Here is a 23555-nt window from a genome sequence, read left to right as displayed (position 1 = left end):
CTGACAGTTCAGGCAGCCTGCACGGGTTTACTGAACGTTGATTGAGCCAAGATTGATGTTGTGCACGCTGCCGCCATCGGTGTACCACAGCTTCATCGGCATGGACTGGCGGTTGCCGCGCGTCTGCGCCGAAGCGTTTTGAATCAGCAGGAAATAGCCGGTGCTTTCAATCTTCGCTGCGGCATCGACACGCGCCTCGTTGTTAATTAGGGCGCGTTGCTGTTCGCTCAACGGTACGCCCGGCTGGATGCTGCCGAAGTTCAAGGCCTCGTTAATCGGGTCTTGGCAGGCGGCGCGTTGCAGGGCGATACCGACAGCGTTGTACGGCACGGCCTTGGCCGAGGTGAGCAGGGTCATCAGGGCAAGCTGCAACTGGCTGTTGAGGCGGATTTGATTCACATAGGCATCAATCCATCTCCATTTACCGGGCATTTGGCCGGGATAGAGGAAGGTAAAGCGGTCGTTGGCGGTCGCCCATGCGCCGTAGTAGTTGTAGCCGTTCTCTTTCAGGTTGTCGGCATCGGCAGCGTTGTCCACGTCCACGCTCAAGCCGGATTGGTTTTTAAACGCCAGCGTGATGCGGCCTTGTGTTTCAGTGAAATCAATGGAGGCAATCGCGCCACACAGGAAAGCAGCCTTGTCCAGTCCGCCATAAATCGGGGCGGTGCCGTCGTAGGCGGCGGCTTTCAGTTGCGCGCCCAAGCAGGTAGTGTTGCCGGTTTGCAGCGCGGCGGCTTCTTTACCCCATGCGGCATAGAGGAAGCGGTTATTCTGCGCGTTACTCCATTTGGCCAAGGCCAGCTTGTCGGTCAGTTCGGGTTCAAACACGGTGGTGAAGGTGGCAAAATTCAAAGTGGACTGAATCACGCCTTCCATCACGGTTTCCGCGCTGTCGCCATCGTTGCCCTTGGAAATCACCGCGCCTTTGGCTTCGGTCAGATTCAAGGCTTCGGCCAGCGTGCCGGTGGCAAAGCCGATTTCAGAAGCCCTGCCTTGGGTGGCAGAGACGATTTCAAACGCCTGCAACTGCTCGTCAAACTGCACGGTGGCACTGATGGCTGTGCCGATTTTGTCGGCGGCATCTGAAAAGCTGGTGGCGGCCGCCAAGCTGATGTTGTCGCCGCTCTTGTCGTTGCCGTCGATATTCACTTTCAGATTGCCCGAAAGTTTTTTCAGGGCGGCAAGGCTCATGCTTTTCACGCTTGCGCCGCGCAGATAGGCAGCTTCTTTGCCGACGTTGTAGGGGTAGAAATACAGCGTGCCGGGCTTGATGTGCGAATTGTCAAAGCCTTTAAAATACACCTGCGCGGCTTTAAACTCTTCGCTGGCCAAGCCGAAAAACTCGCCGACTGCCGAAGCATCGGGGAACGCGGTATGCCTGCCGGTGGGTAGGTTTTCGTTTTTGCTCAAAAAGACGGTGTTCATCGACAGCGGAGAGCCGCCAGAACTGAGTACGGCGGGGTTTACGCTGACAATTTTACTTGCCGGAATAGATTGGAACATGGATATATCCTTTACGGTTGGATCAGGGTTAAATCAAAAGCGTTTACAAACTGTTGCTGGTGTTCTGCCTGTGGCGCGTAGGCCAGATGAACGGTGGTCATCCATCGTTCTTCATATTCGCTCTCTTCGTTGGTGAGCGGCATGAAGCGTGCGGGGTCGGCATATAGCGGCTGGCAGGATTTCAGCCGTTCGCAGGCGTAGAAATCGCGCCAAAGCAAAACGGTTTTCTGCGCCATCTGCCCCGCCTCTTCGCCGTAGAAATCAAGCTGCATCTGTATTTCTGATTGGCGCGATACGGCAGCGGTTTCATCCGCCACGGCGTAAGCGTGTTCGTTGGTGGCAGCGGCGGCTTCGTTCAGGATGTTCATCACCACAAACGGCGGCTTGGGTAACGGTACGTTGTTGCTGTATCCGCGCACCACTTCGCACGAAAAAAGCCCGAGCAGCATTGCCCGGACTTCGGTGTAAATATCGTCTAATGTTGCCGCCATAACAGCACCTTGCACCAATCCGGCCAGCTTTCCACCACCTGTTTCACCAGCCATTCTGTCGTTTCGGTTTCGCCGTAGGCCGCGAACACCAGCTTGTCCGCACCTTTGCCGATCTGCCGCCGCAAGCCGTGGAATTGGCCGGTGACATAGGCATAAAGCAACGTTCCTTGCTGCGCCAATCCTTCAAACAAGGATAAATCCTGCGTGCTGAGGGTTTGGGTCTGTACGGTTACGGGATGCTCGCTGTAACCTGATTTCCGCTTCCCTGTGGCATCGGTAGTGTAGCCGTCATTGAGTTTCAACACGGCGGGCAGGTTCGGATTGACGGATGTAATCGCACCGTTGGCGATGGCTCTAAGATTCATCGGCTACCTCGTAATCAATACTGCGCCACAACGTCCCCGTGTCAATCAACGGTTTATCAAAGCCTTTTTTCTTCACGGTCGCGGCGGCGTTTGGCGGTTCACGGAATGCTTGGATAGTTTCCACAATCTGCCCCTTTACGCCTTCGCCCATCAATTCCAAGGTCTGCCGCACATCGCCGCCGTTGGCTTCCATTAGTGCGGCAGCCTGCTTCGGCCATTCGTCCTTATGCTCGGCAATGGTATTGCGGAAAAATGGGCGCGGGGGAATGGTTGCTGTGCCGTATTCATTCCAAAAGGCCACTTGTGCCACGCTTTCGCCATCCGAGCCGTCGTAGTTTGCCTGCTCGATGATGCCGACACGCACCTTGGCCGTTGTTGCCTGCGCGACCAGTTCGGCCAACCGCTGCCTGAACTTATCGCCGCCGCGCATAGCAGCCTCCCTGCACATAGCGGAAGCGGCGGTATTTGGCGGTAAGCTGCCAGTAGGTCGCGCCATAGGGCGTTTGCAGATACCAAGCGGCATTGCTGCCCACCGCGCCCATATCCGCGCTCACGGAAACGCTGCCTTCGGTAGCCGAAGCAATGCGTCCCACCAATCCGCCCTGTGCGGCACGTTCAGCCAGCGCGGAAAAGTGGCGTACCAGCAGGAACAGCAGCATTTCGCGCTCTTCCAGCTTTTCCACGATGCTGTGGTCGGTGTTGTCCAGCAGGCTTTCGGCCTGTGTGAACCACATTTCAAGCTGTGCATCCGTGGCCTGTACTTCGGGATAGGCTGCCTGAAACCGTGCTTTATCAAAGACGACGGCGGGCATGGTTAGTCTTCCTTGGCGGTGCTTACACCATTGGCCTTGTCATCCGGCTTGATGGCTTCCAACTTGGTTTCATTGTTGGTCTTTTCCTGCGCCTCCGCCTTGGTGTTCTTTGCATCTTCGTGGGCGAAAACGAAGCCGTTTTTCACCATGTCGCGGTCTTGGTGCGCTTCCATCCAGGCATTGAACAGGTCGGCGTCCACATCGTAGGTAATGCCGTGGCCGCCGATGATGTTTGAGGCATTGGCGCCGTTCAGTTCTACCGACTGGCCGCCGACTTCAATAATCAGTCCGTTGGGCAGTTTGCAGCCAACGGTTACAGTTTTTTGTTTTGCCATTTGTGATCTCCAATAAAAAAACCCGCAGATGCGGGCATGAAAAAGGCTGCCTGAAAACAGACAGCATTTGAAGTGATAAATTTACCGGTTAATGCATAAATTCGGCTTCCGGGTTATCAATAACGGGGTAACGGGCATCACAAAGAATCACCTGCGGGGAGTACGTCAAATCATTTATCCGGCTCAGCTTGGTTATCTCGACACCTTGTGTAACCGTGTGCTCTTTATCTTGGGATATTCTAAAAAAATATTGTATTGATAGTCCCGATTAATCATATTGATTTCCCGCCAAAGCCCGCCTATGCCGAATTCGGACGGCTTGGCGCTGGTATAACTTTGCGAGACTACCTGCCGCTTTGAATTGCGGAACACCAATTCCGGATGTCCTTTGCGGCCGAAACTGTAAACATAGTCCGCACCCTGCCGCTGTACGGTCAGCTGTTTGCCGTTGGTAGTGGTGCAGGAAAAAATCGTTTTCACAGGGGGCTTCGCATAAGCCGAAGCGCAGGCGAATGAAGATAACACAATGAACAATAACGTTTTCATGGCAAAGCCTCCTACCGGTTGCGGATAATGGCGGATTATACCGCCGGCAAATTGGGATGGATGATCATCGGTTAAAGCATAAATTCAGGCTCTGGGTTACTAATGATAGGATAACGTTTATTACAGAGGATAACCCGGGGACGGTATGTTAAATCATTTATCCGACTTAGCTTGCTCACTTCGACACCTCGCTTAACCGTGTTTTCTTCATCTTTGAGCACCACAAAAAAAATATTATATTTGTAGCCCCGATTGATCATAATTATGTTACTCCACATCCCACTTAGGCCTTGTGCAGCCGGCATTTCGCTGGTATAGCTTTGCGAAACTACCTGCCGTTTTGAATTGCGGAACACCAATTCCGGACGTCCTTTGCGGCCGAAACTGTACACATAGTCCGCACCCTGCCGCTGCACGGTCAGCTGTTTGCCGTTGGTGGTGGTGCAGGAAAAAATTGTTTTTACGGGTGGCTTCGCATAAGCCGAAGCGCAGGCGAATGAAGATAACACAATGAACAATAATGTTTTCATGGCAAAGCCTCCTACCGGTTGCGGATAATGGCGAATTATACCACCGATAGGAGGCAAGGGCTCTAATATTTATGGCTTCATCAGTGCGCCTTTGCCATTCAGGTAACCTTGGACTTTAGGCCAATATTTTTCTATGCCAATAGACCCACCATTGACTATGTTCCTTACCTCATCCCAGTTACCTTGTTGTGCAATCCTCCGAAGATTAGGCTTATGCTTATAAATTGTCCAAAACCAAATAGCACTTTGCACAGCCAACTGGGGATCGGTAGCTACCAAATCAGGATTGCTCATGATATCTGGGCGACGCATATAGGTTGAAAATTTTTGATATGCATCCCGTCCAGTCATGTGTAAGCCACCTCTCCCACGGAATAGATAGCCATCACCCGGTTGAGTATTACCGTTTTTACCGGCATACATAATATTGAGCTTGTCTTTATCGGATAGTTTGTCAAACTCTGCTTGGGTATTGTTTGGATGCTGATTTAACCATTCCCTGATATTTCTTTGATCTCCGGCCAATTCCCTCCATCTTTTCAAACTATATCGAGGTAACTCAGCCATATCGGTGCCCCCTTTGGTTTCGTGATCCGAGCTTGCCAAAAAAGCAGCCAACTCATTTTTGTTTTTGGTTATTCCGGCCTTTTCCAATGCAGGCCATAAAGCCGAAATATATTCGGTTTTTACATCTCTAATATGAAATGTTAGGCTCTTTATATGACAAATAGATTGGGCTGTAACGGTAACCATCCCACTTAGGTTCTTGGTTTCAAAAACCATACCTGATCCGCTTTTTCGAAGATTGGTGATTGAACTACTGCCGTTAGTAATAATCCAGGTAACAGATTGGTTGGCTGAAATCTCTACTTTATTATTAGGGAGTATCTCAATAAAATTTGCATATTGGCTGCCAGTTGATACTATTAATTCCAATGGACGGTGCCGGAAGGCAACGTTGTAGGTATTCTCAATCAGATAGCTGTTATTTTCGGCTGCACATTCAACACGGTAAAGCTGCATTGCCGAATTGTAGGGAACATATGCTTTTTTCACTGGATCGTAAGCCCATGCTTTCAGCTTGGCAGCCGCGCAGGCCTCCTCTGCTGTGTTGTAACTGCCCGTGTAGGTAAAGTCGCCTGCAAATCTGCTGTAATGTCCAAGAGACCATTTTCCGTTGTTGCAAGGTAATGTTGCCATAATAAAACTCCTAAAATAATAAGATAAAATCAATAAAAAATATTTGGTTGGTTAGAAGAACAATTAAGATTGAACTCGGTATCTAAATCATGACTACCTCCTTTCTAAGTAGAATAGATATAAAATCAGCCGGGAATATTTCCGGCTACCATTTGCCCAATGGACAGGTTTGATCGGCCAATAGGGTTTTGGCACGGACAAAGCAGCCGCATGCGCCGCATCGGTCAAATAGGCCGATGCCTTGAACAATACTTTCGGGCGAATTTTGCCGATGCCGGATGAGTGCTGGGCAAGTTGTACAATGGTTGAGTCGCTGTACTGTGGTATCGTTATCCGTATGACCGATTCCTATCAATGCCTTAGCCAACCCTGTCGTGCCTTGTGCGAGTTTATGCCAACGGATGGGATGGGATGTCCTTTCATTCATTTGGGTTCTCCAATAAAAAAGCCCGCAGGTGCGGGCATGAAAAAGGCTGCCTGAAACAGGCGGCCTTGTTGTGCAGGCTGCCTAGCTCACCGTCATGGAAGCAATGCAGAACGGGCGGTAGATAATCGCGCCCCATGTGCCCTGCGATTTCTTCTGCTTGATGCTGGAGGCTTCCAGAACCATGTTGTGCGCACGCAGTTTTTCGGTGAAACCGCATTCCAACGTGCGCTGGCCGTCCAACTCTTCCACAATCAGCTGCACCATTTCGCCCGATGCGGCGGAGTATTCCGGCACGGTTTCGATGCGCAGGTTGGGGAAGTTCTTTTTCAGCTGGTCGGTAACATTGACGTTGTACTGGTTGGTTTTGGTTAGTTCAACGCTGGCAGTCGGGCTGCACACCAGCAGGAGCGGCGTGTTCATATCAATCAGGCCGCCAGTCTGCTGCAGCAGTTTTTGGAACAGCTTGCGGATGGATTCGTACACTTGCTCGCCGGTAGCGGTTGCCCATGTTTGGGCGGCAGCGGTGGCGGCCGGCAGGCTCGGATCGTTGAGGATGCCGTAGTTCTGCAAACCTTTGATACCGAACAGATAGGATTTGTTCTGGAAGCGGTTCAAGGCGTTCACACTGGCCTGATTGACGCGGTTCACATAGTCAATCTTCGCTTCGCCTGCGCGTGCTACTTCACGCTCGCCCCATCGGGTGAACACTTGGTAATGGTAGCTTTGGCGTTGCGGGAAATTGACGTTGGCACCGCTTACGCCGTTGTTGTTGTAGTCGCCGTAGCTGGAGACTTCGCCGGTGGGCTCTACCAGCATGAACATAGCGGTTTCGGTCGTCCAGTCGCCCTTTTTCACTTCGCCGAAGATTTCGGCGGCCTTCATCGGCTGCAGGGCGACTTCAATCAGCTTCGGGTCTACATAGGTCAGCATCCATGCGGGGATGCCGCTGTTGCCGGTAGTGGTTAGCGCAGGCTGTGCGTCCATTGCCAAAGCTGCCTGAACCTGTTCGTTCATCAGCTTCTTGCCGCCGCCCATAAAGACGATGCCGGCATCGCGTTCTAATTGCTGTAAGGTATTCATTCAATTACTCCCATGTGGTGATTTTGGCCAGTTCGCCCGCTGCGGCTTTGGAAGCTACCTTGAAGCGGGTCAGGGTGTGGCCGGTTTCGGTGGCGGCGGCAGATGCTTTCAGTGTGCCGTCGGTGTCTTTGGCAAACACGTTCTGGCCAATTTCGGCACCAGCGGGGAAGTGCGCCCAGAAGTCGCCTGCTACAGCCAGCGTGATGATTTGGCCGGGCAGGATTTGATTACCGTGTTCCGCCAGATAGGCGGTGATGCTGGCTTGCTGTTCGCGGTGGACAAAGCCGATACGCGCGCCGGCGGTTTTCTTGTTGGACACTTTGCCGTCGGCATCCGCCCAAGCAAACACGCCAACGGTTACGCCGTCCGTGCCGCTAACGAGGGTGCCTTCACCCGCCAGCATGGAAGCGTTCGGGTTGTGGGCAGCAAAATCCCCCGCAACGGCGGGGGCTTGGTAAGATTTAACTGCTTTTTGGAATGACATGGTTTAAGCCTTTCTGATTCGTGATAAACCGGGGAACTTTTCGGCGGTTTTGGCCGCATCTTGCGCCATAGGCTGTTTGGGTTTGCCCAACATACCGACCATGGCGCGGTAGGCAGAAGGATGTACGCCGGTTACATCAACACCGCTCTGCTCAAGCGCGAACTTGTACACATCCGCCGCGTTATCCATCGCTACATCGCCGACAATGGGCGCAACTTCGCGCTGTGCCGTAGCCAAGGCTTGCGAACGTTGGCGTTCGGCTTCCACAGCACGCTTGATGGCCGCATCCATTGCCACTTTGGAAATGGCACGGTCTTGCGCGGGCTTGGGTGCGCCGCCTTCGGGTTCTTCCGGCTCTTCGTCTTCGGTGGGCTCTTCCGGTTCGGCGGGAGCGGTGTTGGTGTCGCCGTCCTCCGGTTCGTCTTCGTCCGTGCCGACATTCTCGACGTTTTCGGGCGGCAAATCTTCGCCGTCATCTTCAGCTGTCTGCACTTCGTTGGTGAGCGAGCCGATAACCTGCAACAGTTCATCGGGGCTCAATTCGGCATCCTGCGCCAATAAAGGCTGCACGGCTGCCTGAATACGCGCTTTCGCGCCTGCTTTCAGTTTCATGGTTTTCCTTTCGTGAAATGGGTCTGCATCGCTTACTACAACATCACGCCCCGCCCGACCCACATCGACAAGGGCTACATGGTTTCCGACAATATCGCGCATCACGCCATCGTAATGCCTGCCTTCAAATTCGCCTGCGGTCATATCGGCGGTATAGTGGTACGCACTAGATAGCTCCACCTGCTCGCCGCTCTCAATACCGGCAATCGCCTCCGCATCCCACACGGCCAGCGAACATTTCAGGTAGCCGTCTTCAAACACGGTATCGCTGCCGGTCGTGCCGGCAATCACTTCTTTCTGCGGCTCATCGGCGGAAACGGGGATGTGCTTGCTCAATAAAGGCAGGTTGTTGAACGTCGGCGCGGCCTTTTTCAACTCTTCGGGGTCTCGCAGCAGGTAGTAAACCTTTTTCGGCTCAAGCCCCAGTTGTTGGTAATTGGGGATTTCGCTGCCGTAGTAGGGATTTACCGTTGCCTTGCTGATATTGGAGCTTTCAACGTGCAGCCTGCCGTCTTGGTCGTAGGAACGTAGGGAGCGGTCTTGGGCGAGTATGGTTTTCTCTGTCATGTGTTGAATCCTTTAATCACGCTACGGCTCGTACATCGGCAGTTATGAGAAATTATGGTATAATTACTATACCAATTCTTTTTGTTTTCAAGGTTATAAACATGCCCAGAAAAATCGCAGATGCTCTTATTGACCACGCCATCAAATTGATATTCACTGATGGCATGATGCTCAAGGATGCCGCCGTGCAAGTTGGAGTGAGCAAGGATGCTTTGTCCAAGCATATCCGCAGAAGGGGATTGGATATTCCGAAAACAGGAAGACAACCTCCCAATTATCGCCACGACCTCTCCAATGATTTGCTCATTTCCCTGTATGAATCCGGTATTAGCGAATTTGAGCTTTCTAAGCGCTTCAATATCTCTAGAGGGGCTATTCGCAACCGCCTTCTCAATGGCGGAGTGCATATAAGAGGACAATCGGAAGCAAATATCGTCAGCATGAGGAAAATGACCTCTGAGCAACGCAAGCAACGCGCCAAAGCTGCGAATATTGCTTTGCGCGGGCGCAAACAAAATATCGATGGCAGACGCAAACGGGCTAACGGAATTTTGTTCCAGCCCTACGAGAATATGACTGGCATCGGCGAGAAAGAGTTTAAAGACCTTCTCGAGCAAAGCGGGGTTGATTTCGTATGGCAAAAACCGTTCGATGTTTATAATATCGACTTCGCCATAGGAAATGTCGCCGTGGAACTTAAATGCGGCTCCGCTACCAATGCTACTTCCGATAAGAAACGCGGCCGCATCAAACAATTGCGCGAAAGTGGGATTATTTCGCTCTATATCGTCTTCAAAACCATTGAAGACCTTACTGCCAACTTTGACTACATAATCTCCAATGTGAATATCCTTAATAGCAACCCATCCCCGATTGGTAAGTATTGGGTGATTAGGAGTCGCTTTGATAATTTCACCAGACTGCGTAATGAGTTTGGTCAATTTGCCGCAATAAAATCTACGCCAAAGTTGTTTCACTCCATCAAAATGTTGGATTACTGAATCACCGGGAAAACAGTTAATTTCCTCTCCGGGCTGCACCCATTTGCCGTCCAGATACATGCCTTTGCCCACGTCGAACCGTTTCCCGTTGGCGGCAACATGGCTCGGGCGCGGCTCTTTGCCTGCGTGGGAGTGCATCCATATGGCTTCCGTGATGCCTAATTCCTGCCGCCGCGCCTTTTCAATGGCCGCTTTTGCTTTGTTGGTTTGGTCTCGCGCAATAAAAGCGGCGCGGCGTTCGCTAATGCCGTAGTCCTTGCGCAGTTCGCGGGTCAGTTGCGCCATGTCGTAGCCTGCATTCACGCTGCGCCATACGCTTTCTTCCACGCGGTTCAGGTATTGCTGGCCAATGGAGCGGATAAGCGATACGTTGCCACCCAATACGGCCTGCAAGGCGGTTTGCTGTTGTGCTGTGGCACGAAAACGGACGGTAAAGCCTGCCTCCCGCAAGGCCGTCTGAAAGGCTCTCTCTGTGTGGCTTGTGCTTTGATTGGCAAATACCTCGGCGATTTGCGGGGCGAGCTTGTCCAGCCGTGCCAACCAATAACGCAACAGGGCGGCCAAAGCAGCCTGCAAGCCGTCCGTCAGGCTGTCTTGGGCAATGCCTTTCGGGTAGTGCTGTTCAAGCAAACCCTGAACGTCGGCGCGCATTTCACGCAACAGCTTTTTCAGGCTTTTGCGGTAGGCGGCCTCTACGCCCAGGTTGGGCTGTATCGGCTTGAGGATGATGTCTTTATCGGACGGGGCGGATAACTTCATGGCTTGCTTTCGGCTGATGGGTGGCATACAATAAAGACATACCCTTAATTTGAAGGCTGGGTTAAATGCTTGGTATCCAAGCTATCCCAGATGTACCGGATTAAGGGTTTTTTCATGCGTCCTTGATAATGAAATGGTCATAGTGTTCATGACCCGAATGTTTCTTCAAGGTAACAATCCCAATATTCAAACGCTCCCCATTCAAATCCACCGTTGCCTGATATTTCTGCACCGAAAGAATATGCGGCCGCCCCTTGTAGTCAGGTACGGCTTCACCGTCTTTTTTTGCATGAATAAGCAGTTCGTCAAGTTTTGCCATAACGGTTAATTCTGCGGCATTTGCGCCGGCTGTGGCGTGCTTTACCCCCTGCCAAGTAACCTGTATCTCATGACCGCTGTCTTTGTTGGTGTAGCTTTTGCCGACAAAGTTATCGCGGGCGTACTGCATAGCGGCTTTGCGTAGGTCTTTGGTCTCGGCAAAGCTGCCCAATTCGCTGCCCGATACAGAAACGGCAGCCTGTTGTGCTGCTGTGTTTTCGCTTTCAGACTGCCTGCCATTGGTATCCCCACCTTCCCCGAACTGCCCGTTCTCGGCGCGGGGGTGTTTGCTTTCATCCCATTCGGCATCTTGGGCAGGTTCAGGCTTTGGGTCGGCGGTAGCTCCGCCTTCTTCCCCTTCGCCGTCGTTCAGGCCGTCTGAAAAGCCGTCATCGGGCATTTCAGGCACATCTTCCACGTCGATGCCGTTGTAGCCGCTGTCCGGCTCGCTCGCCAGCCGTCCGCGCACTTCCTCTGCCGATACGACGCCGGCCTGAATGTAGGCCACATCGCGATCGGTGTCGGATTTGCGGATGGTAGAAAGCTCGGTTTCGCTCATCTGCTGCAATGGCACGAAGTCGAAAGTGATGTTGTCGTTCACCGTCCCGAACAGATGCAGTTGCACCAGCTTGAGCAGCTTGTCCAGCGGGTCGCGCAGCAGGTTTTCCTGCATAGCGCGGATGTGGTCGTAGTAAACGGCAATCTCGCCCTCTGTACTGGCATTCAGGCCGCTGGGTGTGATACCGAGCAGCTTCACCAGAGGCGTATGGCTCGGTGCGGCCATTTGCTCTTGAGATTGGGCAAGCAGCGCATCCAAGCCGGACAGCGGGGTGTTGAACTGGAAGAACTCTTCGTCGTCTTTACTCAACAGCATCAGGCCGCGGTTGTCGCGCAAACGGTTGTACAGTTCGGCGCGCAGCATGATGTTGGTGTCGCCGTCGTCGCTACCGCTCAATATCGCGCTCATGTCGGTTTTGATGCCTGACAAGGAGAAGCTGTGCAGCAGGTCGCTGACGGAATCCACAGTACGCAGCCAGCGTTCCACATAGGGCATCATAAGCTGGGTCATACTCACGCCGCCGAAGTTGTAGGCGGGCTTGAGCATATCCGGCACAGGGCGGGAAATCAGGGTGAATAGTCGGCTGGCGTGGATTTCCTGTGCCATGACATACCATGCCTTCGGCTTGTAGAAGTCAGGCAGGGTAGGGTCGATGGCGTTGTACGGCGCGGGGGTTGTCCACATCGGTTCGATATTCACCAAGGCTTTCAGGCTGCCCTTGGCAATGGTTTTTTCGGTCAAGAGCAGCGGATTGGCCAATTTACCGTCGTGGTCTTTGATTTGCACCAGTATCTGGCCGCGCCCGAACAGGCCGTCTGTTTCGATGGCCTTACGGAACACATCGCGCACGTTCAGCCGCTCGTAGCATTCCTCAATCTGTTTAATGGTCTCGCTGTTGTCTTCTTCGCCCACGGATTTTATTTCTAGCCATTGGCGGGTCATTTCGTTGGCGGTGGTTTCGCTCACGCTTCGGTATTCGGAAATTTGCGCCAACTCGGCCAAGCGCGGATAGCCGATAAAGCCGGTGCCGAAAAAACAATCAGCCCCGAAGTTTCCTAAGGGGCTGCTATCCATCGCTAGGCCGTTTGGCTTCACGCCGTCCGGCAGGCTGGGAAAATCCAAGCTGTATGATGCAGGCTGCTTTTCAGGCAGCCTTTGCAGGGCGCGGCGCATGGCTTTGTCTGTGTGTTTTTTCTTTTTGCTCATAGTCCGCTCAATATCTTGGGGTTGATGTTCAGCCCACCCTGCACGGGGGCAAAGGCCATGACCAGCGCGTCCGCACGGTTCGGGCTGGGGATGCCGCGTTTTTTCATGTCTTTCTTACTCTCTGCCTTCACACGCCCGTTTTGGTCGTAATCCACTTGCGGGCGGCTCAGTTCGGCAGTCAGGTATTCCAATTCGTGCAGGCTGCCTGAAAGGCTGATAAGTTGGTCTTCGGGGTAACTATCCCCGTGATGGACGGCACGCCACGTCTTGTAGAAGCGGTCGCGCACCATCCACCATGCCTGTGCTTTAATGTTGGAGAACATATCGCGGTTTTTCTTGTCGTCGGTGTATTTGGCATCAGGCTTGTACACCGCACCGCCGGCATTGAAGCCTAGCGTCTGCACCTTGCCGTTCTTGCGCCGGAACTGTGCCTTCACACCAGCACCTACGCCGATATTGTCGTACACAATGCGGTCAATATTCTGCTCTTGGGCGTACAGGTAAACCTTGTCGGCGGAATAAATCACGTCTTGGCCGCGCCATTGCTGCATATCGGTTACGACTGAGCCATGCCGCAATACGGTGGCGTTGGCATCATCACCTTCATCAGCCACGTCAAAACCAAGGATGCGCCGGCCTGCGGCTGAGAAGCCCAGTTTTTCATGCGCATCAATAGCGGCTTCAATCCAGCTTGGTTTGATAATTGCCAGTTCGCTATCGGCCACCGGCTCGCCCAGCCAGATGTGGCGGTAAAGGTCTTCATCCCGCTCTTTGCATTCGAGCATATCGGCCAGCAGCGGCGTATCGGCAAAATGCGGGTTGATGTCGTAGTTTGCCTTTAAGACAATGCTGTCTTTGGGCGGGTGGACGATGAACCGCTGATAGGTGTCGTCCAGAATGTTTTTCGGGTTGAAACTGATCCATATTTCCGCGTTCTTATCGCCACGGATGGACGGTATCAGAACATCCCATGAATTTTTCGTTACCGCTTCGGCTTCTTCCACCCAGCACACGCCGACACCCTGAATCGATTTGATTTTGGTCACGTTGTTTTTAATGCCGTAAAACACAAACTTTGCGCCCGTGCCTTTATGGGTGATGGTGGATTTCAGGATGTCAAACTCATCCGCGTAGCCCAAACGATCGATGGTCTCAATCAATAGCTGGTACACCGAATCACCCAACGAACCTTGAAACTCACGGGTGCACAGGATGACCGTACCGATGCGGCGCGACACTTCCACCGCCAATTCCGCCAGGAAATACGATTTCCCGCTGCCGCGCCCGCCATACAGCACCTTGTAACGCGCCTTGCGGATAAGCGGCTTGAAATACGGATTGGCCATAGGGTTACTTGAAAATATCTTCCAGCGAGCGGGTCTCTACCTTCACGCGCATATCGGCATCTAATTCCAGCTTCTCGCCATACTTCTTCGGCGCGAGCTTGGCGGCCTTCCATTTGCGGGCGTCGATTTGTAACTTGGCTTTCGCCACTTCACCCGTTTCAGGGGCGACAGAATCGGCAATATCGATAATCTCGTCGGCAAAACCGTCCGCCTGTTCCTCGCGCGCACGCGCGTATTGCTCCTGAAAATCTTGGTGTTCTGCCAACCAGCGGTGTACTGTGCCGCCCGCAGGCATATCCGCAGATGAACAAATCGCCCGCAAGCTCATGCCACGGGCGATCAGTTCGCAGATTTTATCTGCCGTTTCTTGACTGTATGTTGTCGGTCGCCCGACTGGGCGTTTTGCCTTTGCCATATCGAGCTATCCTAAATTAAAGGCCGCCTAAAGGCAGCCAAAAAGAAAGGAGAAAATTACCAATTCGCAACTTTCTCCGAAATATAGCACTTTTATATCAAAAGTGTTTCATGCTGTCAAGTGCAAAACAAAAGCAGCCCGAATGCAACTAAAGCACTCGGGCTGGAAATTCTGTATCTGTCGTCCACGACTAAGCCGCCGTAAGACGAACACCTGCATAATACCCCTTTCCCGTCTGAAATACAAGCGTTTTTTGAGCAAATCGAACTGTTTCCATTTTGGAAATAGTTCACTCCCGCATCCAGTCGGCCCTATACCCCATCCAAAACAAACAAAATGAAATCAATTGGTTGATTTTACTAGGAAACGAATATCGGCCCACGGAGCAACAGTCAGCTACTGGTTTACAGTTGGGGGTTGTGCATCACATCTGATTCGCTATTTGGTTTGTGAATCGGATTGGATGGGATTTGACGGGCAAAAGAAAAGCCCGCGCGAGGCGGGCTGGGGGATGAACGATTATGCGAAAGCGGGTTGCTGTATTTGTTTACACTGCTCCGCTTCCTCTGTTTGTCTGCGAATCAATATGGCTTCAGCAATATTCCTTTCGGTGATGCCATTACCATTACGCAGGCGTAGCTTGGTTTTGACTTTATCCCATCCGTAGATTTTTACCAAGATGGCAATACTTTCATCAGCAAAAGAGCCGGAGATGACTTCCACTTCTTGCAGGTCAATCATGATTCTGCTGATGGCAGGGTTCTCAAAAGCTTCGATTATTTGGTCGCGGAATGGGATGGCAGTTCGGCGGGAAGCAAGGCTGCCACTTGGCAAGCGGATAATTTTTTCCATGTCAGCCTCCTTATAATTAACCGGTTAATGTATCTAATATATCTGCAATTTCCGAATTGGCAGACGGCGTGGGGATTTGGTTTAGATTACTAGTCTGCAATCTGCACCGGATAATTACCCCGTCCCAAGATAGGTCTTGGAAACAGGGCCTGATGCGTTTTATTCTATGCGGAAAATTTGATATTGACAACTCGGCATTACCTGTGATTATGGTTAGCTCTCCGCCGAAACTTTCCACCACCTCGATAAATCGAGACAACCCTAAGCCTGCATGATTATTGCCGCTGCTATATCTGGCAAGGCTTCCCATAGGATTACCTATTACGTCTGGCGGCAATTGTTGTGCCCAGTCGTCTCGTGGCCTGATAGTCTTGGATGAGTTACCTTTTTGAATGCACCACTCAATAGCATCAGCATGATTATCTATTTGAATGCCAACGCGATTTAACTCTTTTAGAAATCCACTTCCACAGTCAGCTAGGGCAAACTCTATCAAACCGTTGTATTTTTGCGCCATCGAGAAGCCAGTAGATTTCCCGTGCGACCACACGTTATCGTGCACTTCCCCAATAGCATCAATTAAAAGGGAGATGGCTGCCCTGTTCTCTACCTCCACCATCGCATTAATACAACTGCCTATCTGTGTAGTGGCACTATCAACAGATTCTTCACAGTCGAGCATTGTTAGCATGGAGTAGTTTCTGCCTAAATTCGGCCGGTTAACTGGGTATCCTGTCCCCCATAATTGGTCAAGAAACCCTATCGTAGTCAGATAACTCATACCTTTAGGCTGCGTTACAAAATGATTCTGCGGCACTTTATGCTTGTACATATACGCCGCCATGCAGACCATATAATCAGGCCGCATAAATTCATAGATATGCAGTGGGCTATCTTTGACTTTCTTACAATCTAGCAGCGCTGAAATCAACTCTTTAGCCATAAGTTAAATATCCATTTCAATCCAACACGCTCCACCAAAACACGCGGTCAGTCCTGCCTGATTTCTAATTCCCTCGAATTCGAGGGAATTAAAACTTGGATTATTCAGCTTTTCCCAAACCCCAAGAAATTCAATGGTATTTTTATTTCTCAACCACGATTCGATTAAGCTACTACCTCCTTCAAAATTACCAACCATGTCCGTGAGGCTGATATAGTCCTCATCATTAACTGTCGTAACTTTAATTGATGTCCCCTGAACATTAATAACATCATTACCCATACTTATTCCTTTTTAGTAATCACAATCTTCTCATTTAACGCGAACAACATAGAGACCATTGTTTCAATAGTCAAGTTTTCGCTGCCGCTCATAATTCTTGAAATCAGAGAGCTGCTGCTCCCTGTCAGTTTAGCTAGATCGCTAAGCGAGATATTTTTTTCATCAAGAATATTGTTCAACATGATGGCGAAATCCACCTTCGCTTCTTCTTGAGCTGCGATTAATTCATAATCCTCTATTGTATTCATGATGTTACATAATCTGCTAACCAAAGTTAATCACAGTATATCAAACCTAACCCCGCGAACGCATCACGGGGCTGGGCTACCTGAAATCAAATATCAAAGCAGAGGCGGTGATACTGCTGTTTCTCCACCGTATCCCCCGCCCAAGGGAAACTGTCGAAATATCGATGGTCGGGCAAGTTTACGCCCAAATGGCGGGCGGTGGCGCGGATAAGCCGCATCGCATCTTTGGCATGGTCGCTGATACCTGCCGCCAGCGAACGATTGAATAACCTGAATGCCGCATCATGATGATAGATGAACTCCGCACAGAACAGAGTATGGAACAGCATCGGTTCGAGATTCGGCAGCGTGGGCGGTAGCCTGTCCAACACTTCGCCGCTGATGCCGTCATGCAGCATCAAACTGTGAACATAGGCTACCGCAGACGGCAACAACGGGGCGGCGATTTGGTCGATATGCTCCACACCGAAGCGCTGATGCACCATACGGTAGGCTGCCGAATAATCGATACCGCAGCGAGCGACCAGCAGCTTCACCGCATCCACCAAGCCGCGCCGCTCGTCTATCGTGGTTTGGGTTTCGAGCTTGGGGCTACCTGAAACATCTTCCTGCGTATCGAGAAACGCGCGGATAACCTTCAGCGAGAAGGCCGGGGAAATCCACATACCGTAGTGAACCACAAGCTCTTTGCAAACGAATGTGCCAAGCCCTTGTTTCTTTTGGATAGCAGGAATTCCTGCTTTCTCAATTTCTGAAATCAAATCAAGTGTTTGATTGTTATTCGCCCAAAGGCTAGGTTTGTGGCGATTTTCGCCGCCTGCTGCTTTATGTAAATCGTTGATGGAATAAAGGTTGTCGAATTGACGGATAGCCACATTGGCTACAGAGATTGCGTTCATGATGAACTCCTAGACAATTAGTTAGTGATTGCCGCTGAATAGGGCGGCGGGCTTCAACTACCGTGTCTAGACGGCTCGCAGTATTCCCCGGAGGTGTTGTATTTCTGCGTATAGACCCGCCAGAGAAACTTGGCGTTTTGTGCCGTTAATCTCATGCAAGGAGAGAGCAACGAAACCGATAGGCACAAAAAATGCGCGCTGACGGGGCGGATATCCGCTAGACAATTTAGTAGTGTAGCCATCATAAACAAAACCCCCTGCGAATGCAAGGGGGTTTTATCCATCCTTGACGGGATGCCCAGTTATTCAGAATCCAGAATCAGGCAAGCCAAGTTTGCCGCTGCTTGATGCAGTTGGTTTAGTTCGCTCGCCCGGCTGCCTTTTCCATTGTCATCATAGACGACGTCAGTTCCACAATTAACAGAGTATCCTCGGGCAAACTGTCCGTTCTGGTTCATTTCGTCAAAATTCCGAGCTGGAATGATCGCATACCCGGCGTTCTGTTGCTGCCTGATGGTTGGAATAGATATTGAAGCAAATCTGCCCGTCGCCCTAGCGTCGATGAACATGAATTCGCCACCTTTATAGACTTTATAATTAGTTCCCGGCGGGGTAGCCACATATTGCAGCCCAAACCGCTCCGCCTCAGTCTCCGCTATTGCCATACTGGAAAGCGTGGCAACTGCCATTATAAATAACCACTTTTTCATCATTACTCTCCCTGTTGCGGATATTTCCTATTTTGTTCAATCAAATAGCCGATTCTCTCGGCAGTCTTATAGGTGTTCTGTTGGATTTTGAACATAACCACAGTAAATTCAGCCCACAAGCGAATAATCAGGTTGCCGAATATCAGCAAGCCCAAACCTGCGAATATCCCCATCACACCGCCGACCTGCTGCGCCTCAATCTGCGACTGCCCGCCGGCAAACCCGCCCATCATCAAGCCGATGGCGAACAGGTTATTGACCAATAGCAGCAGCCAGTAAATTAAAGTAATGATTTTAGTGGATAAAACAGAATCCAAGAAAAATATGCTACGCATTTTGCGCCCCCTTAATCGCCTTCTTCAGTCGGGTATAGTTCAGACAGCTTGGCAAATTCAAGAGCCAGCTTTTGGTTTAAGTTTGCCAACTCCAAGAAATTTTGCGCAACTTGCTCATGATTGCCGTTATACAGAATCCGGGCATTCGTTTCATGCCAACCGGCAATATTTTGATTTATTTTTGAAATCTTCTTTAAAATCTTTTTCTTTGAATCACTCATCTTTCATCTCCTAAAAAAAATCCCGCTTGTGGTACAGTTGAAGCTCGACCAACAACTATCCCAAATGGGATTTTATGCCAAAATTCAGCCTCGACCTAGCAACCAATACTTGGACGGCCAAGCAATATATCCGTGTAACAACCGACTATACCTGCGAATGCGGGAATAGGATGGAAATTCAGATTGATTGGCCGGAAAAGGTTTCAATGACCTCCCAAATAACCCTTAACAATCTGAATTGTCCTCAGTGTCATGCTCCCGTGGTGTTGCCAAGGGCACATTACTTTGTTGAGGGCTATCGCTTGTTATCAAAGCCGATTGAGGAGGAATGATACCCTTCGCCTCTACCCTATCGCAAGTAACGATAATTTTGTCATTACTTGCGGATATTGAACTCATGCCGATTATGTTCATAATCATTTCCTAATACAATTGTTTACCCAATAATCTTAGTTTGCCTAAACTCTGGCTCCAGTTTGCAAATGGCGCTATTGAGCAGCCCGGCAACGATTCCCCCAACCTGTTTCTTTTTCCGCCACAACGTTACGCGCCCAATATCAAATCTGTCTTGTATCTGCATCTGCTTGGGGCTACCTGAAAAAATATGCGACAGCAGGGCATCACAAAGCAACAAGGGAATGCCTTGCTGCTGATCTAGAATGTAGCTGCTCAAATCCACAATACGGCTCAAATTGCTGCCGTATTGGGCTTCTACGGCGCAAAGCTCCAAATGGTTCAGCAGCCGTTCCACCCGCGCCCGTATCATCGCACTGTTTGCGTGCCAGTCATGTTGTGTCATCCCTTGTCCGCCACCACGGCTTACGCCCTTATCCTCTACCCAGTGGCAAATTTGTGCGGTGTTGTTCAATGGCTCGATCCGCATACAAGATAAGCGGTAGGCGTGGCTCAATGCTGCTTCTACTGACTGGTACATGCTATTTCCTGTTCATCTGTTTGGATAGTAGTTTTTTGATACGGCGGCGTTTCATTACCCGATACCAGCGGCTTGCCCGGATTTTTGCCTTGCGCTGCCGCTGAGCTTCACGGCGGGCTACTTCGTCAAAGGTCGGGTCTTTGTAGGTTTGTGCCATTCAGAACCCCCAAATAATTCCAAATTCCTGCGCCGCCCATGCTTGGATGCGGTTTTGGTAGTCGGTCATTTCGCCGGTGTTGAGGGTGGTGGTCGATATACCGATTTGCGATCCGTCCGGCAGCTCTTCGCAGCCGATAAATTGGCGTTTGCAGTATTCGTGCCACGCATCCTGACTGAACTGCTTGCCGGATACCCATGCCTGCTCTGCCAATGTTTGATAAATCTTCCACAGGCGGCGGTTTTGTTCGGTGCTACGTTTGGATTTGTGCGGGCGGATAGTGATTTCCAAGTCCGGGTTTTCTTGCAGCCAGCCTTGCAGGTTGTTCCAGATGGTTGTCATCAGCGGGCGCATATTTTGGAGTTGTAGGCGGTAGGTTACGGATTGCATGGCCTGCCTCAATTTTTCCAAAACAGTATGAGGACGAAAATAGAACCTAAGACTGCCAGCAACCCGATAAATGGATGGAAGCATTCCCAATATGTGAGGTTGGTCTTGCCGAACCAGCGGAATACGCACATGGTCAGGGAGTACAACAGGGCATAGATAATAAAGACTTTCAAATCCAACAATTTAATCACGTTCAATCTCCTTAGCTAATTGCTTATATTTTGAAGTTAATTCGCGCAGTTCTTCTTTCGTCCAGCGGCGCACTTCATGGTCGGCATCCAGCTCCTCCACCCGCGCCTGACCGATGCGTTCAATCAAACCTTGCCGATAGCCACGGATATTGCCGCTCTCGTACAGATTGCAGCGCACACAACCGCCATGCACATTGTCCTCATCAAAGCGCAGCTTGTTGCTTCTGCCCGCCGGCACATAGTGGCAGGCTTGGAAATTATCCTTCCACGGCGCACCACAGCTAATGCAAGGCTTGCCCCTGTCCCGCAGCCGGATGTAGCGATTGAACGCCTGCTGCGCCTTCTTGGTCAGCTCCGGGATGGTTTCCAGCTTGTGCCGCATCACTGCTGTCTTCGCCCGCTCCTTGCGCTTGGCTTCCTGTTCCGACTTGATGGCCGCCTTGCGCTTCTGTTCGCGCTGATACTCAATCCCGCAAGCTGGGGAGCAGACAAACTGCAACGGCCTCTGCTTTTCAAACACCTTGCCGCATACTTTGCATTTACGCTTGGCCATCATCCACCCCGCGCCAAATCGCCAAGTAACGTTTCGGATAGTTCAAGATGTATTCGCCGTATTCGTCGCATGCCTCCGTGGCGAAGATAAACGCCCCAGCCAAAGCAATCAGCGTGAACAGCAACACGAAGAACACTGGCAGCAGCACGGGCGAAGTCAGGATGAACAGCCATCTGCGCTGCTCGTAGCGTTTCAAAAATTCATCAATGGATTCCATGTTGTTTCCCTTTGTGGTATTCGGTGCATTTCACGGCCTTCACGCCGTCGGGATAAATCTTGATGACGTGCATCTTGGTAAAATCCAATCGGCTGCAATCGCGGCGGAAGTTTGCGCAATTCATGCACAGGCCGCCTTTGGGGATGTATTCGGGCATTTCACACCTCCCATCCCTCGCAGAAATCCCAGCCTTCTTGTTGGTCGTTTCCATCCCATCCATCACGTTGTTTCATTTCATTTCCTCACTTTCTCCAAAATCTCTTCACGGGTCGGCGCACCGGATAAGGCAGTCAGTTGGTGCAGCATCTTCTCTTGCAGCTTCCTGCTTGGCCGGCAGCGGCGGATTTGTTCGGCACAGCACACCGGGCAGCGGAAGTTCAGCACAGAGCCGGTTGGCGGGCAGCAGGGGCAGGTGTCCATATCACGCCTCCATCGTCAACCGCTCAAGCAACGCGGTAATCTGTGGACGGAACGGGTTGCCGTCCGGTAGGGAGGGCAGCGGCTCGCCGGTTTCCAGCAAATGCCTTTCTGCCGCCGCTTCGGAAGGCAGGCAGGTCAAAGCCTGTTCCGCAGTCAAGCGGCCTTTGCGTACCGCATCCATGATGGCAGTGGCTTGATGTTCTCGGTTGTAGCCACGGCTAACAAACCATTCCACTTTTCCACCATTAGCCAGCAGTTCGGCGGAGAGTCGGGCGTAGCTGTCGCGGAAAGCCATACGCGCACCGGTTTTGTCTCCGGCGGCAAACAGTTCCCACGCCCCGTTGCCGGCGGCGGTCATAGCAATGGCGGGAACAACCACGGTCAGGGCTTCGTTGCGCCAGCCCTCGGTCAGCATGCCAAATGCCTCGTCGGCGGAAGGCAGGCCGGTATCGATGCGCTCCAAAATCGCGGCCAGGCTCAAGCGCCCAGTCAGCTCGCGGCGGCAGCGGTTGAGCGCGGACAGCACGGCTGCCGTGTCGTAGGTCTGCAAGTCGTCCACCATCACATCCACCGCCGTCGGGCTCAACGCCGTGCCGGTCAGTTCGGCGGTAACGGCCAGCGCCTGCTTCAGCTCGGCGCGTTTGGCTAAAAATTCCTGTTGGTTCATGCTGCTGCTCCCTGTTGTTTGCGTTGGTAGCGCTCCCACGCCGCCATGTCGTCGGACTGCATCACGGCATCCAAGTTGCCTTGCGTGCGTTCGGCCTGCTGCGCTTTGGCTTGGGTCATCTGTTCGCCGCGCTGCATATCGGTCAGTACCTGCTGATAAGCCCGAAGCAGGCAGCCGATTTCGTGGCGGGATTGCACAAACCAGCGGTTATTGTGGGAAACGAAGTAGGCCGCCAGATGCGGGGCAATCTCCCTGCCAACGAAGCGCACCAGTTGCGCTGTCTGCCCGCGTGTTTTGGCATTCGAGGCAGGCAATACCCCGTAACGTTCGCGGTAAGCCCTAGCGTAAGCTTGCCAAGTGGCTACATTGTCGGGATTGGGTTCGGATTTGGGTTTGGCAGGCTTGGCAGTTTGGATTTCTGCCAGTTGGAATTCAGGTTCGGCAGCGGCGGGATTTATCCCCGTCGCCACTAATGACGGTTCTATCTGATGGTTCTCTGATGGTTCATCATTTAAGGAACCAGAAAAGTTTTCGGGTAACTCTGGAAAAACTTTCGGGTACGCTCTGTCGTTTTTTTCAGGTGAATTTTTTTCACCTGAACTTTTTTCACCTGAAAAATTTTCGGGTAAGCTATCCAGTCGCTCGATATGCACCTGGTACATATCCGAAGACCGCCGCCCATTCTTCTGCCGACGGGCGCGGGTAATTAAACCGAGTGCTTCCAAAGTGTTCAGATGTTTGCCGAGAGTGCGGGTGGTCATGCTGCATTTGGCTGCCAGCCGCTCTTGGCTAGGCCAGCACACGCCAGCATCATTAGCTGCATCGCACACCATGCCCAACACTATTTTCAAGCCGGTTTCCAGCGTGCTATCCCACACTCTCGATTGCAGTTTGATACTCATCTTCTACCCCTTACCGCCGCCATCAAGCGGCGCTCACAAAATTCAGTTAAATCCAAAGCACGGGAGAATGCCCAGTTC

General features: G+C 51.6%; 33 protein-coding genes. All 33 read right to left on the bottom strand.

The genetic code is table 11. The features are described 5' to 3' along the window. Positions 1-27: 27 nt before the first annotated feature. Positions 28-1503, bottom strand: coding sequence for a DUF3383 domain-containing protein (locus LG371_RS05170; protein ID WP_225747920.1), 1476 nt, complete (start codon positions 1501-1503; stop codon positions 28-30). 11 nt (positions 1504-1514) lie between these two features. After that, positions 1515-1994 carry a hypothetical protein gene (locus tag LG371_RS05165; RefSeq protein WP_225747919.1) on the bottom strand — a complete coding sequence of 160 codons (480 nt, stop codon included), beginning with the start codon at positions 1992-1994 and terminating at the stop codon, positions 1515-1517. Further along, positions 1979-2359, bottom strand: a complete 381-nt coding sequence (locus LG371_RS05160) for a hypothetical protein (protein WP_225747918.1) — start codon at positions 2357-2359, stop codon at positions 1979-1981. The genes LG371_RS05165 and LG371_RS05160 overlap by 16 nt, the downstream gene beginning before the upstream one ends. Continuing rightward, complete coding sequence (locus LG371_RS05155; RefSeq protein ID WP_225747917.1) at positions 2349-2789, bottom strand: hypothetical protein; 441 nt, start codon at positions 2787-2789, stop codon at positions 2349-2351. The genes LG371_RS05160 and LG371_RS05155 overlap by 11 nt, the downstream gene beginning before the upstream one ends. Further along, complete coding sequence (locus LG371_RS05150; protein ID WP_225747916.1) at positions 2773-3171, bottom strand: DUF4054 domain-containing protein; 399 nt, start codon at positions 3169-3171, stop codon at positions 2773-2775. Before LG371_RS05150 ends, LG371_RS05155 begins: the two co-directional genes overlap by 17 nt. A 2-nt stretch (positions 3172-3173) precedes the next feature. Continuing rightward, entirely contained in the window at positions 3174-3506 is a 333-nt protein-coding gene (locus tag LG371_RS05145) for a hypothetical protein (RefSeq protein WP_225747915.1), read from the bottom strand. Between the two features lie 192 nt (positions 3507-3698). Further along, positions 3699-4052 (bottom strand): hypothetical protein, encoded by a 354-nt coding sequence (locus LG371_RS05140; RefSeq protein ID WP_225747914.1) that lies wholly within the window; start codon positions 4050-4052, stop codon positions 3699-3701. A gap of 71 nt (positions 4053-4123) precedes the next feature. Next, positions 4124-4582, bottom strand: coding sequence for a hypothetical protein (locus tag LG371_RS05135; protein WP_225747913.1), 459 nt, complete (start codon positions 4580-4582; stop codon positions 4124-4126). 69 nt (positions 4583-4651) lie between these two features. Then, positions 4652-5782, bottom strand: a complete 1131-nt coding sequence (locus tag LG371_RS05130; protein WP_225747912.1) for a glycoside hydrolase family 19 protein — start codon at positions 5780-5782, stop codon at positions 4652-4654. Positions 5783-6290: 508 nt separating this feature from the next. After that, positions 6291-7289: a major capsid family protein gene (locus LG371_RS05125; protein ID WP_114921915.1), complete on the bottom strand. Its 999-nt coding sequence runs from the start codon at positions 7287-7289 to the stop codon at positions 6291-6293. A 4-nt stretch (positions 7290-7293) separates the two neighbouring features. After that, the gene (locus tag LG371_RS05120) at positions 7294-7773 is read right to left on the bottom strand and encodes a hypothetical protein (protein ID WP_225747911.1); all 480 of its coding nucleotides are present in this window, start codon (positions 7771-7773) and stop codon (positions 7294-7296) included. Positions 7774-7776: 3 nt separating this feature from the next. Next, on the bottom strand, positions 7777-8952 hold the full coding sequence (locus tag LG371_RS05115; protein WP_225747910.1) for a DUF2213 domain-containing protein: 1176 nt from the start codon (positions 8950-8952) through the stop codon (positions 7777-7779). Next, complete coding sequence (locus LG371_RS05110) at positions 8949-10712, bottom strand: phage minor head protein (RefSeq protein ID WP_225747909.1); 1764 nt, start codon at positions 10710-10712, stop codon at positions 8949-8951. The genes LG371_RS05115 and LG371_RS05110 overlap by 4 nt, the downstream gene beginning before the upstream one ends. 112 nt (positions 10713-10824) lie before the next feature. Beyond that, positions 10825-12795 carry an anti-CBASS protein Acb1 family protein gene (locus LG371_RS05105; RefSeq protein ID WP_225747908.1) on the bottom strand — a complete coding sequence of 657 codons (1971 nt, stop codon included), beginning with the start codon at positions 12793-12795 and terminating at the stop codon, positions 10825-10827. Then, positions 12792-14141, bottom strand: a complete 1350-nt coding sequence (locus tag LG371_RS05100) for a PBSX family phage terminase large subunit (RefSeq protein ID WP_225747907.1) — start codon at positions 14139-14141, stop codon at positions 12792-12794. The genes LG371_RS05105 and LG371_RS05100 overlap by 4 nt, the downstream gene beginning before the upstream one ends. Positions 14142-14145: 4 nt before the next feature. Next, positions 14146-14556 (bottom strand): hypothetical protein, encoded by a 411-nt coding sequence (locus LG371_RS05095; RefSeq protein ID WP_225747906.1) that lies wholly within the window; start codon positions 14554-14556, stop codon positions 14146-14148. 519 nt (positions 14557-15075) lie between these two features. Next, positions 15076-15408 carry an STAS-like domain-containing protein gene (locus LG371_RS05090; protein ID WP_225747905.1) on the bottom strand — a complete coding sequence of 111 codons (333 nt, stop codon included), beginning with the start codon at positions 15406-15408 and terminating at the stop codon, positions 15076-15078. 16 nt (positions 15409-15424) lie between these two features. Then, positions 15425-16351, bottom strand: a complete 927-nt coding sequence (locus tag LG371_RS05085; RefSeq protein ID WP_225747904.1) for a hypothetical protein — start codon at positions 16349-16351, stop codon at positions 15425-15427. 3 nt (positions 16352-16354) lie between these two features. Continuing rightward, the gene (locus LG371_RS05080; protein WP_225747903.1) at positions 16355-16633 is read right to left on the bottom strand and encodes a KilA-N domain-containing protein; all 279 of its coding nucleotides are present in this window, start codon (positions 16631-16633) and stop codon (positions 16355-16357) included. Between the two features lie 2 nt (positions 16634-16635). After that, positions 16636-16881: a helix-turn-helix transcriptional regulator gene (locus tag LG371_RS05075; protein ID WP_225747902.1), complete on the bottom strand. Its 246-nt coding sequence runs from the start codon at positions 16879-16881 to the stop codon at positions 16636-16638. A gap of 86 nt (positions 16882-16967) precedes the next feature. Further along, positions 16968-17780 (bottom strand): KilA-N domain-containing protein, encoded by an 813-nt coding sequence (locus LG371_RS05070; protein WP_225747901.1) that lies wholly within the window; start codon positions 17778-17780, stop codon positions 16968-16970. Positions 17781-18082: 302 nt separating this feature from the next. Continuing rightward, the gene (locus LG371_RS05065; RefSeq protein WP_225747900.1) at positions 18083-18493 is read right to left on the bottom strand and encodes a hypothetical protein; all 411 of its coding nucleotides are present in this window, start codon (positions 18491-18493) and stop codon (positions 18083-18085) included. After that, positions 18493-18825: a DUF4282 domain-containing protein gene (locus tag LG371_RS05060; protein WP_225747899.1), complete on the bottom strand. Its 333-nt coding sequence runs from the start codon at positions 18823-18825 to the stop codon at positions 18493-18495. The genes LG371_RS05065 and LG371_RS05060 overlap by 1 nt, the downstream gene beginning before the upstream one ends. A gap of 11 nt (positions 18826-18836) precedes the next feature. Beyond that, positions 18837-19046 (bottom strand): hypothetical protein, encoded by a 210-nt coding sequence (locus tag LG371_RS05055; protein ID WP_225747898.1) that lies wholly within the window; start codon positions 19044-19046, stop codon positions 18837-18839. A 436-nt stretch (positions 19047-19482) separates the two neighbouring features. Then, on the bottom strand, positions 19483-19980 hold the full coding sequence (locus tag LG371_RS05050) for a hypothetical protein (RefSeq protein WP_225747897.1): 498 nt from the start codon (positions 19978-19980) through the stop codon (positions 19483-19485). Position 19981: 1 nt separating this feature from the next. Next, a complete protein-coding gene (locus LG371_RS05045) occupies positions 19982-20137 on the bottom strand; it encodes a hypothetical protein (protein WP_153716962.1) in 156 nt (51 codons plus the stop codon). Then, positions 20138-20527 carry a recombination protein NinB gene (locus LG371_RS05040; protein ID WP_225747896.1) on the bottom strand — a complete coding sequence of 130 codons (390 nt, stop codon included), beginning with the start codon at positions 20525-20527 and terminating at the stop codon, positions 20138-20140. A gap of 183 nt (positions 20528-20710) precedes the next feature. Then, a complete protein-coding gene (locus LG371_RS05035) occupies positions 20711-21274 on the bottom strand; it encodes a recombination protein NinG (protein WP_225747895.1) in 564 nt (187 codons plus the stop codon). Further along, on the bottom strand, positions 21258-21488 hold the full coding sequence (locus LG371_RS05030; protein WP_225747894.1) for a hypothetical protein: 231 nt from the start codon (positions 21486-21488) through the stop codon (positions 21258-21260). The genes LG371_RS05035 and LG371_RS05030 overlap by 17 nt, the downstream gene beginning before the upstream one ends. Next, complete coding sequence (locus LG371_RS05025; protein WP_225747893.1) at positions 21475-21645, bottom strand: hypothetical protein; 171 nt, start codon at positions 21643-21645, stop codon at positions 21475-21477. Before LG371_RS05025 ends, LG371_RS05030 begins: the two co-directional genes overlap by 14 nt. Positions 21646-21722: 77 nt before the next feature. Further along, complete coding sequence (locus LG371_RS05020; RefSeq protein WP_225747892.1) at positions 21723-21908, bottom strand: hypothetical protein; 186 nt, start codon at positions 21906-21908, stop codon at positions 21723-21725. Between the two features lies 1 nt (position 21909). Beyond that, positions 21910-22575 (bottom strand): hypothetical protein, encoded by a 666-nt coding sequence (locus LG371_RS05015; RefSeq protein ID WP_225747891.1) that lies wholly within the window; start codon positions 22573-22575, stop codon positions 21910-21912. Further along, complete coding sequence (locus LG371_RS05010; protein WP_225747890.1) at positions 22572-23477, bottom strand: helix-turn-helix domain-containing protein; 906 nt, start codon at positions 23475-23477, stop codon at positions 22572-22574. Before LG371_RS05010 ends, LG371_RS05015 begins: the two co-directional genes overlap by 4 nt. Positions 23478-23555 lie beyond the last annotated feature (78 nt).

The organism is Eikenella sp. Marseille-P7795, assembly GCF_916618725.1.
GTDB lineage: Bacteria > Pseudomonadota > Gammaproteobacteria > Burkholderiales > Neisseriaceae > Eikenella > Eikenella longinqua.
The sequence above is the reverse complement of the archived record's forward strand: the minus strand, read 5'-3'. Positions and strand labels throughout refer to the sequence as shown.

Coding starts and splice junctions, on each gene's coding strand:
- LG371_RS05170 (WP_225747920.1), bottom strand. CDS start 1,503: ATGTTCCAATCTATTCCGGCAAGTAAAATTGTCAGCGTAAACCCCGCC.
- LG371_RS05165 (WP_225747919.1), bottom strand. CDS start 1,994: ATGGCGGCAACATTAGACGATATTTACACCGAAGTCCGGGCAATGCTG.
- LG371_RS05160 (WP_225747918.1), bottom strand. CDS start 2,359: ATGAATCTTAGAGCCATCGCCAACGGTGCGATTACATCCGTCAATCCG.
- LG371_RS05155 (WP_225747917.1), bottom strand. CDS start 2,789: ATGCGCGGCGGCGATAAGTTCAGGCAGCGGTTGGCCGAACTGGTCGCG.
- LG371_RS05150 (WP_225747916.1), bottom strand. CDS start 3,171: ATGCCCGCCGTCGTCTTTGATAAAGCACGGTTTCAGGCAGCCTATCCC.
- LG371_RS05145 (WP_225747915.1), bottom strand. CDS start 3,506: ATGGCAAAACAAAAAACTGTAACCGTTGGCTGCAAACTGCCCAACGGA.
- LG371_RS05140 (WP_225747914.1), bottom strand. CDS start 4,052: ATGAAAACGTTATTGTTCATTGTGTTATCTTCATTCGCCTGCGCTTCG.
- LG371_RS05135 (WP_225747913.1), bottom strand. CDS start 4,582: ATGAAAACATTATTGTTCATTGTGTTATCTTCATTCGCCTGCGCTTCG.
- LG371_RS05130 (WP_225747912.1), bottom strand. CDS start 5,782: ATGGCAACATTACCTTGCAACAACGGAAAATGGTCTCTTGGACATTAC.
- LG371_RS05125 (WP_114921915.1), bottom strand. CDS start 7,289: ATGAATACCTTACAGCAATTAGAACGCGATGCCGGCATCGTCTTTATG.
- LG371_RS05120 (WP_225747911.1), bottom strand. CDS start 7,773: ATGTCATTCCAAAAAGCAGTTAAATCTTACCAAGCCCCCGCCGTTGCG.
- LG371_RS05115 (WP_225747910.1), bottom strand. CDS start 8,952: ATGACAGAGAAAACCATACTCGCCCAAGACCGCTCCCTACGTTCCTAC.
- LG371_RS05110 (WP_225747909.1), bottom strand. CDS start 10,712: ATGAAGTTATCCGCCCCGTCCGATAAAGACATCATCCTCAAGCCGATA.
- LG371_RS05105 (WP_225747908.1), bottom strand. CDS start 12,795: ATGAGCAAAAAGAAAAAACACACAGACAAAGCCATGCGCCGCGCCCTG.
- LG371_RS05100 (WP_225747907.1), bottom strand. CDS start 14,141: ATGGCCAATCCGTATTTCAAGCCGCTTATCCGCAAGGCGCGTTACAAG.
- LG371_RS05095 (WP_225747906.1), bottom strand. CDS start 14,556: ATGGCAAAGGCAAAACGCCCAGTCGGGCGACCGACAACATACAGTCAA.
- LG371_RS05090 (WP_225747905.1), bottom strand. CDS start 15,408: ATGGAAAAAATTATCCGCTTGCCAAGTGGCAGCCTTGCTTCCCGCCGA.
- LG371_RS05085 (WP_225747904.1), bottom strand. CDS start 16,351: ATGGCTAAAGAGTTGATTTCAGCGCTGCTAGATTGTAAGAAAGTCAAA.
- LG371_RS05080 (WP_225747903.1), bottom strand. CDS start 16,633: ATGGGTAATGATGTTATTAATGTTCAGGGGACATCAATTAAAGTTACG.
- LG371_RS05075 (WP_225747902.1), bottom strand. CDS start 16,881: ATGAATACAATAGAGGATTATGAATTAATCGCAGCTCAAGAAGAAGCG.
- LG371_RS05070 (WP_225747901.1), bottom strand. CDS start 17,780: ATGAACGCAATCTCTGTAGCCAATGTGGCTATCCGTCAATTCGACAAC.
- LG371_RS05065 (WP_225747900.1), bottom strand. CDS start 18,493: ATGATGAAAAAGTGGTTATTTATAATGGCAGTTGCCACGCTTTCCAGT.
- LG371_RS05060 (WP_225747899.1), bottom strand. CDS start 18,825: ATGCGTAGCATATTTTTCTTGGATTCTGTTTTATCCACTAAAATCATT.
- LG371_RS05055 (WP_225747898.1), bottom strand. CDS start 19,046: ATGAGTGATTCAAAGAAAAAGATTTTAAAGAAGATTTCAAAAATAAAT.
- LG371_RS05050 (WP_225747897.1), bottom strand. CDS start 19,980: ATGTACCAGTCAGTAGAAGCAGCATTGAGCCACGCCTACCGCTTATCT.
- LG371_RS05045 (WP_153716962.1), bottom strand. CDS start 20,137: ATGGCACAAACCTACAAAGACCCGACCTTTGACGAAGTAGCCCGCCGT.
- LG371_RS05040 (WP_225747896.1), bottom strand. CDS start 20,527: ATGCAATCCGTAACCTACCGCCTACAACTCCAAAATATGCGCCCGCTG.
- LG371_RS05035 (WP_225747895.1), bottom strand. CDS start 21,274: ATGATGGCCAAGCGTAAATGCAAAGTATGCGGCAAGGTGTTTGAAAAG.
- LG371_RS05030 (WP_225747894.1), bottom strand. CDS start 21,488: ATGGAATCCATTGATGAATTTTTGAAACGCTACGAGCAGCGCAGATGG.
- LG371_RS05025 (WP_225747893.1), bottom strand. CDS start 21,645: ATGCCCGAATACATCCCCAAAGGCGGCCTGTGCATGAATTGCGCAAAC.
- LG371_RS05020 (WP_225747892.1), bottom strand. CDS start 21,908: ATGGACACCTGCCCCTGCTGCCCGCCAACCGGCTCTGTGCTGAACTTC.
- LG371_RS05015 (WP_225747891.1), bottom strand. CDS start 22,575: ATGAACCAACAGGAATTTTTAGCCAAACGCGCCGAGCTGAAGCAGGCG.
- LG371_RS05010 (WP_225747890.1), bottom strand. CDS start 23,477: ATGAGTATCAAACTGCAATCGAGAGTGTGGGATAGCACGCTGGAAACC.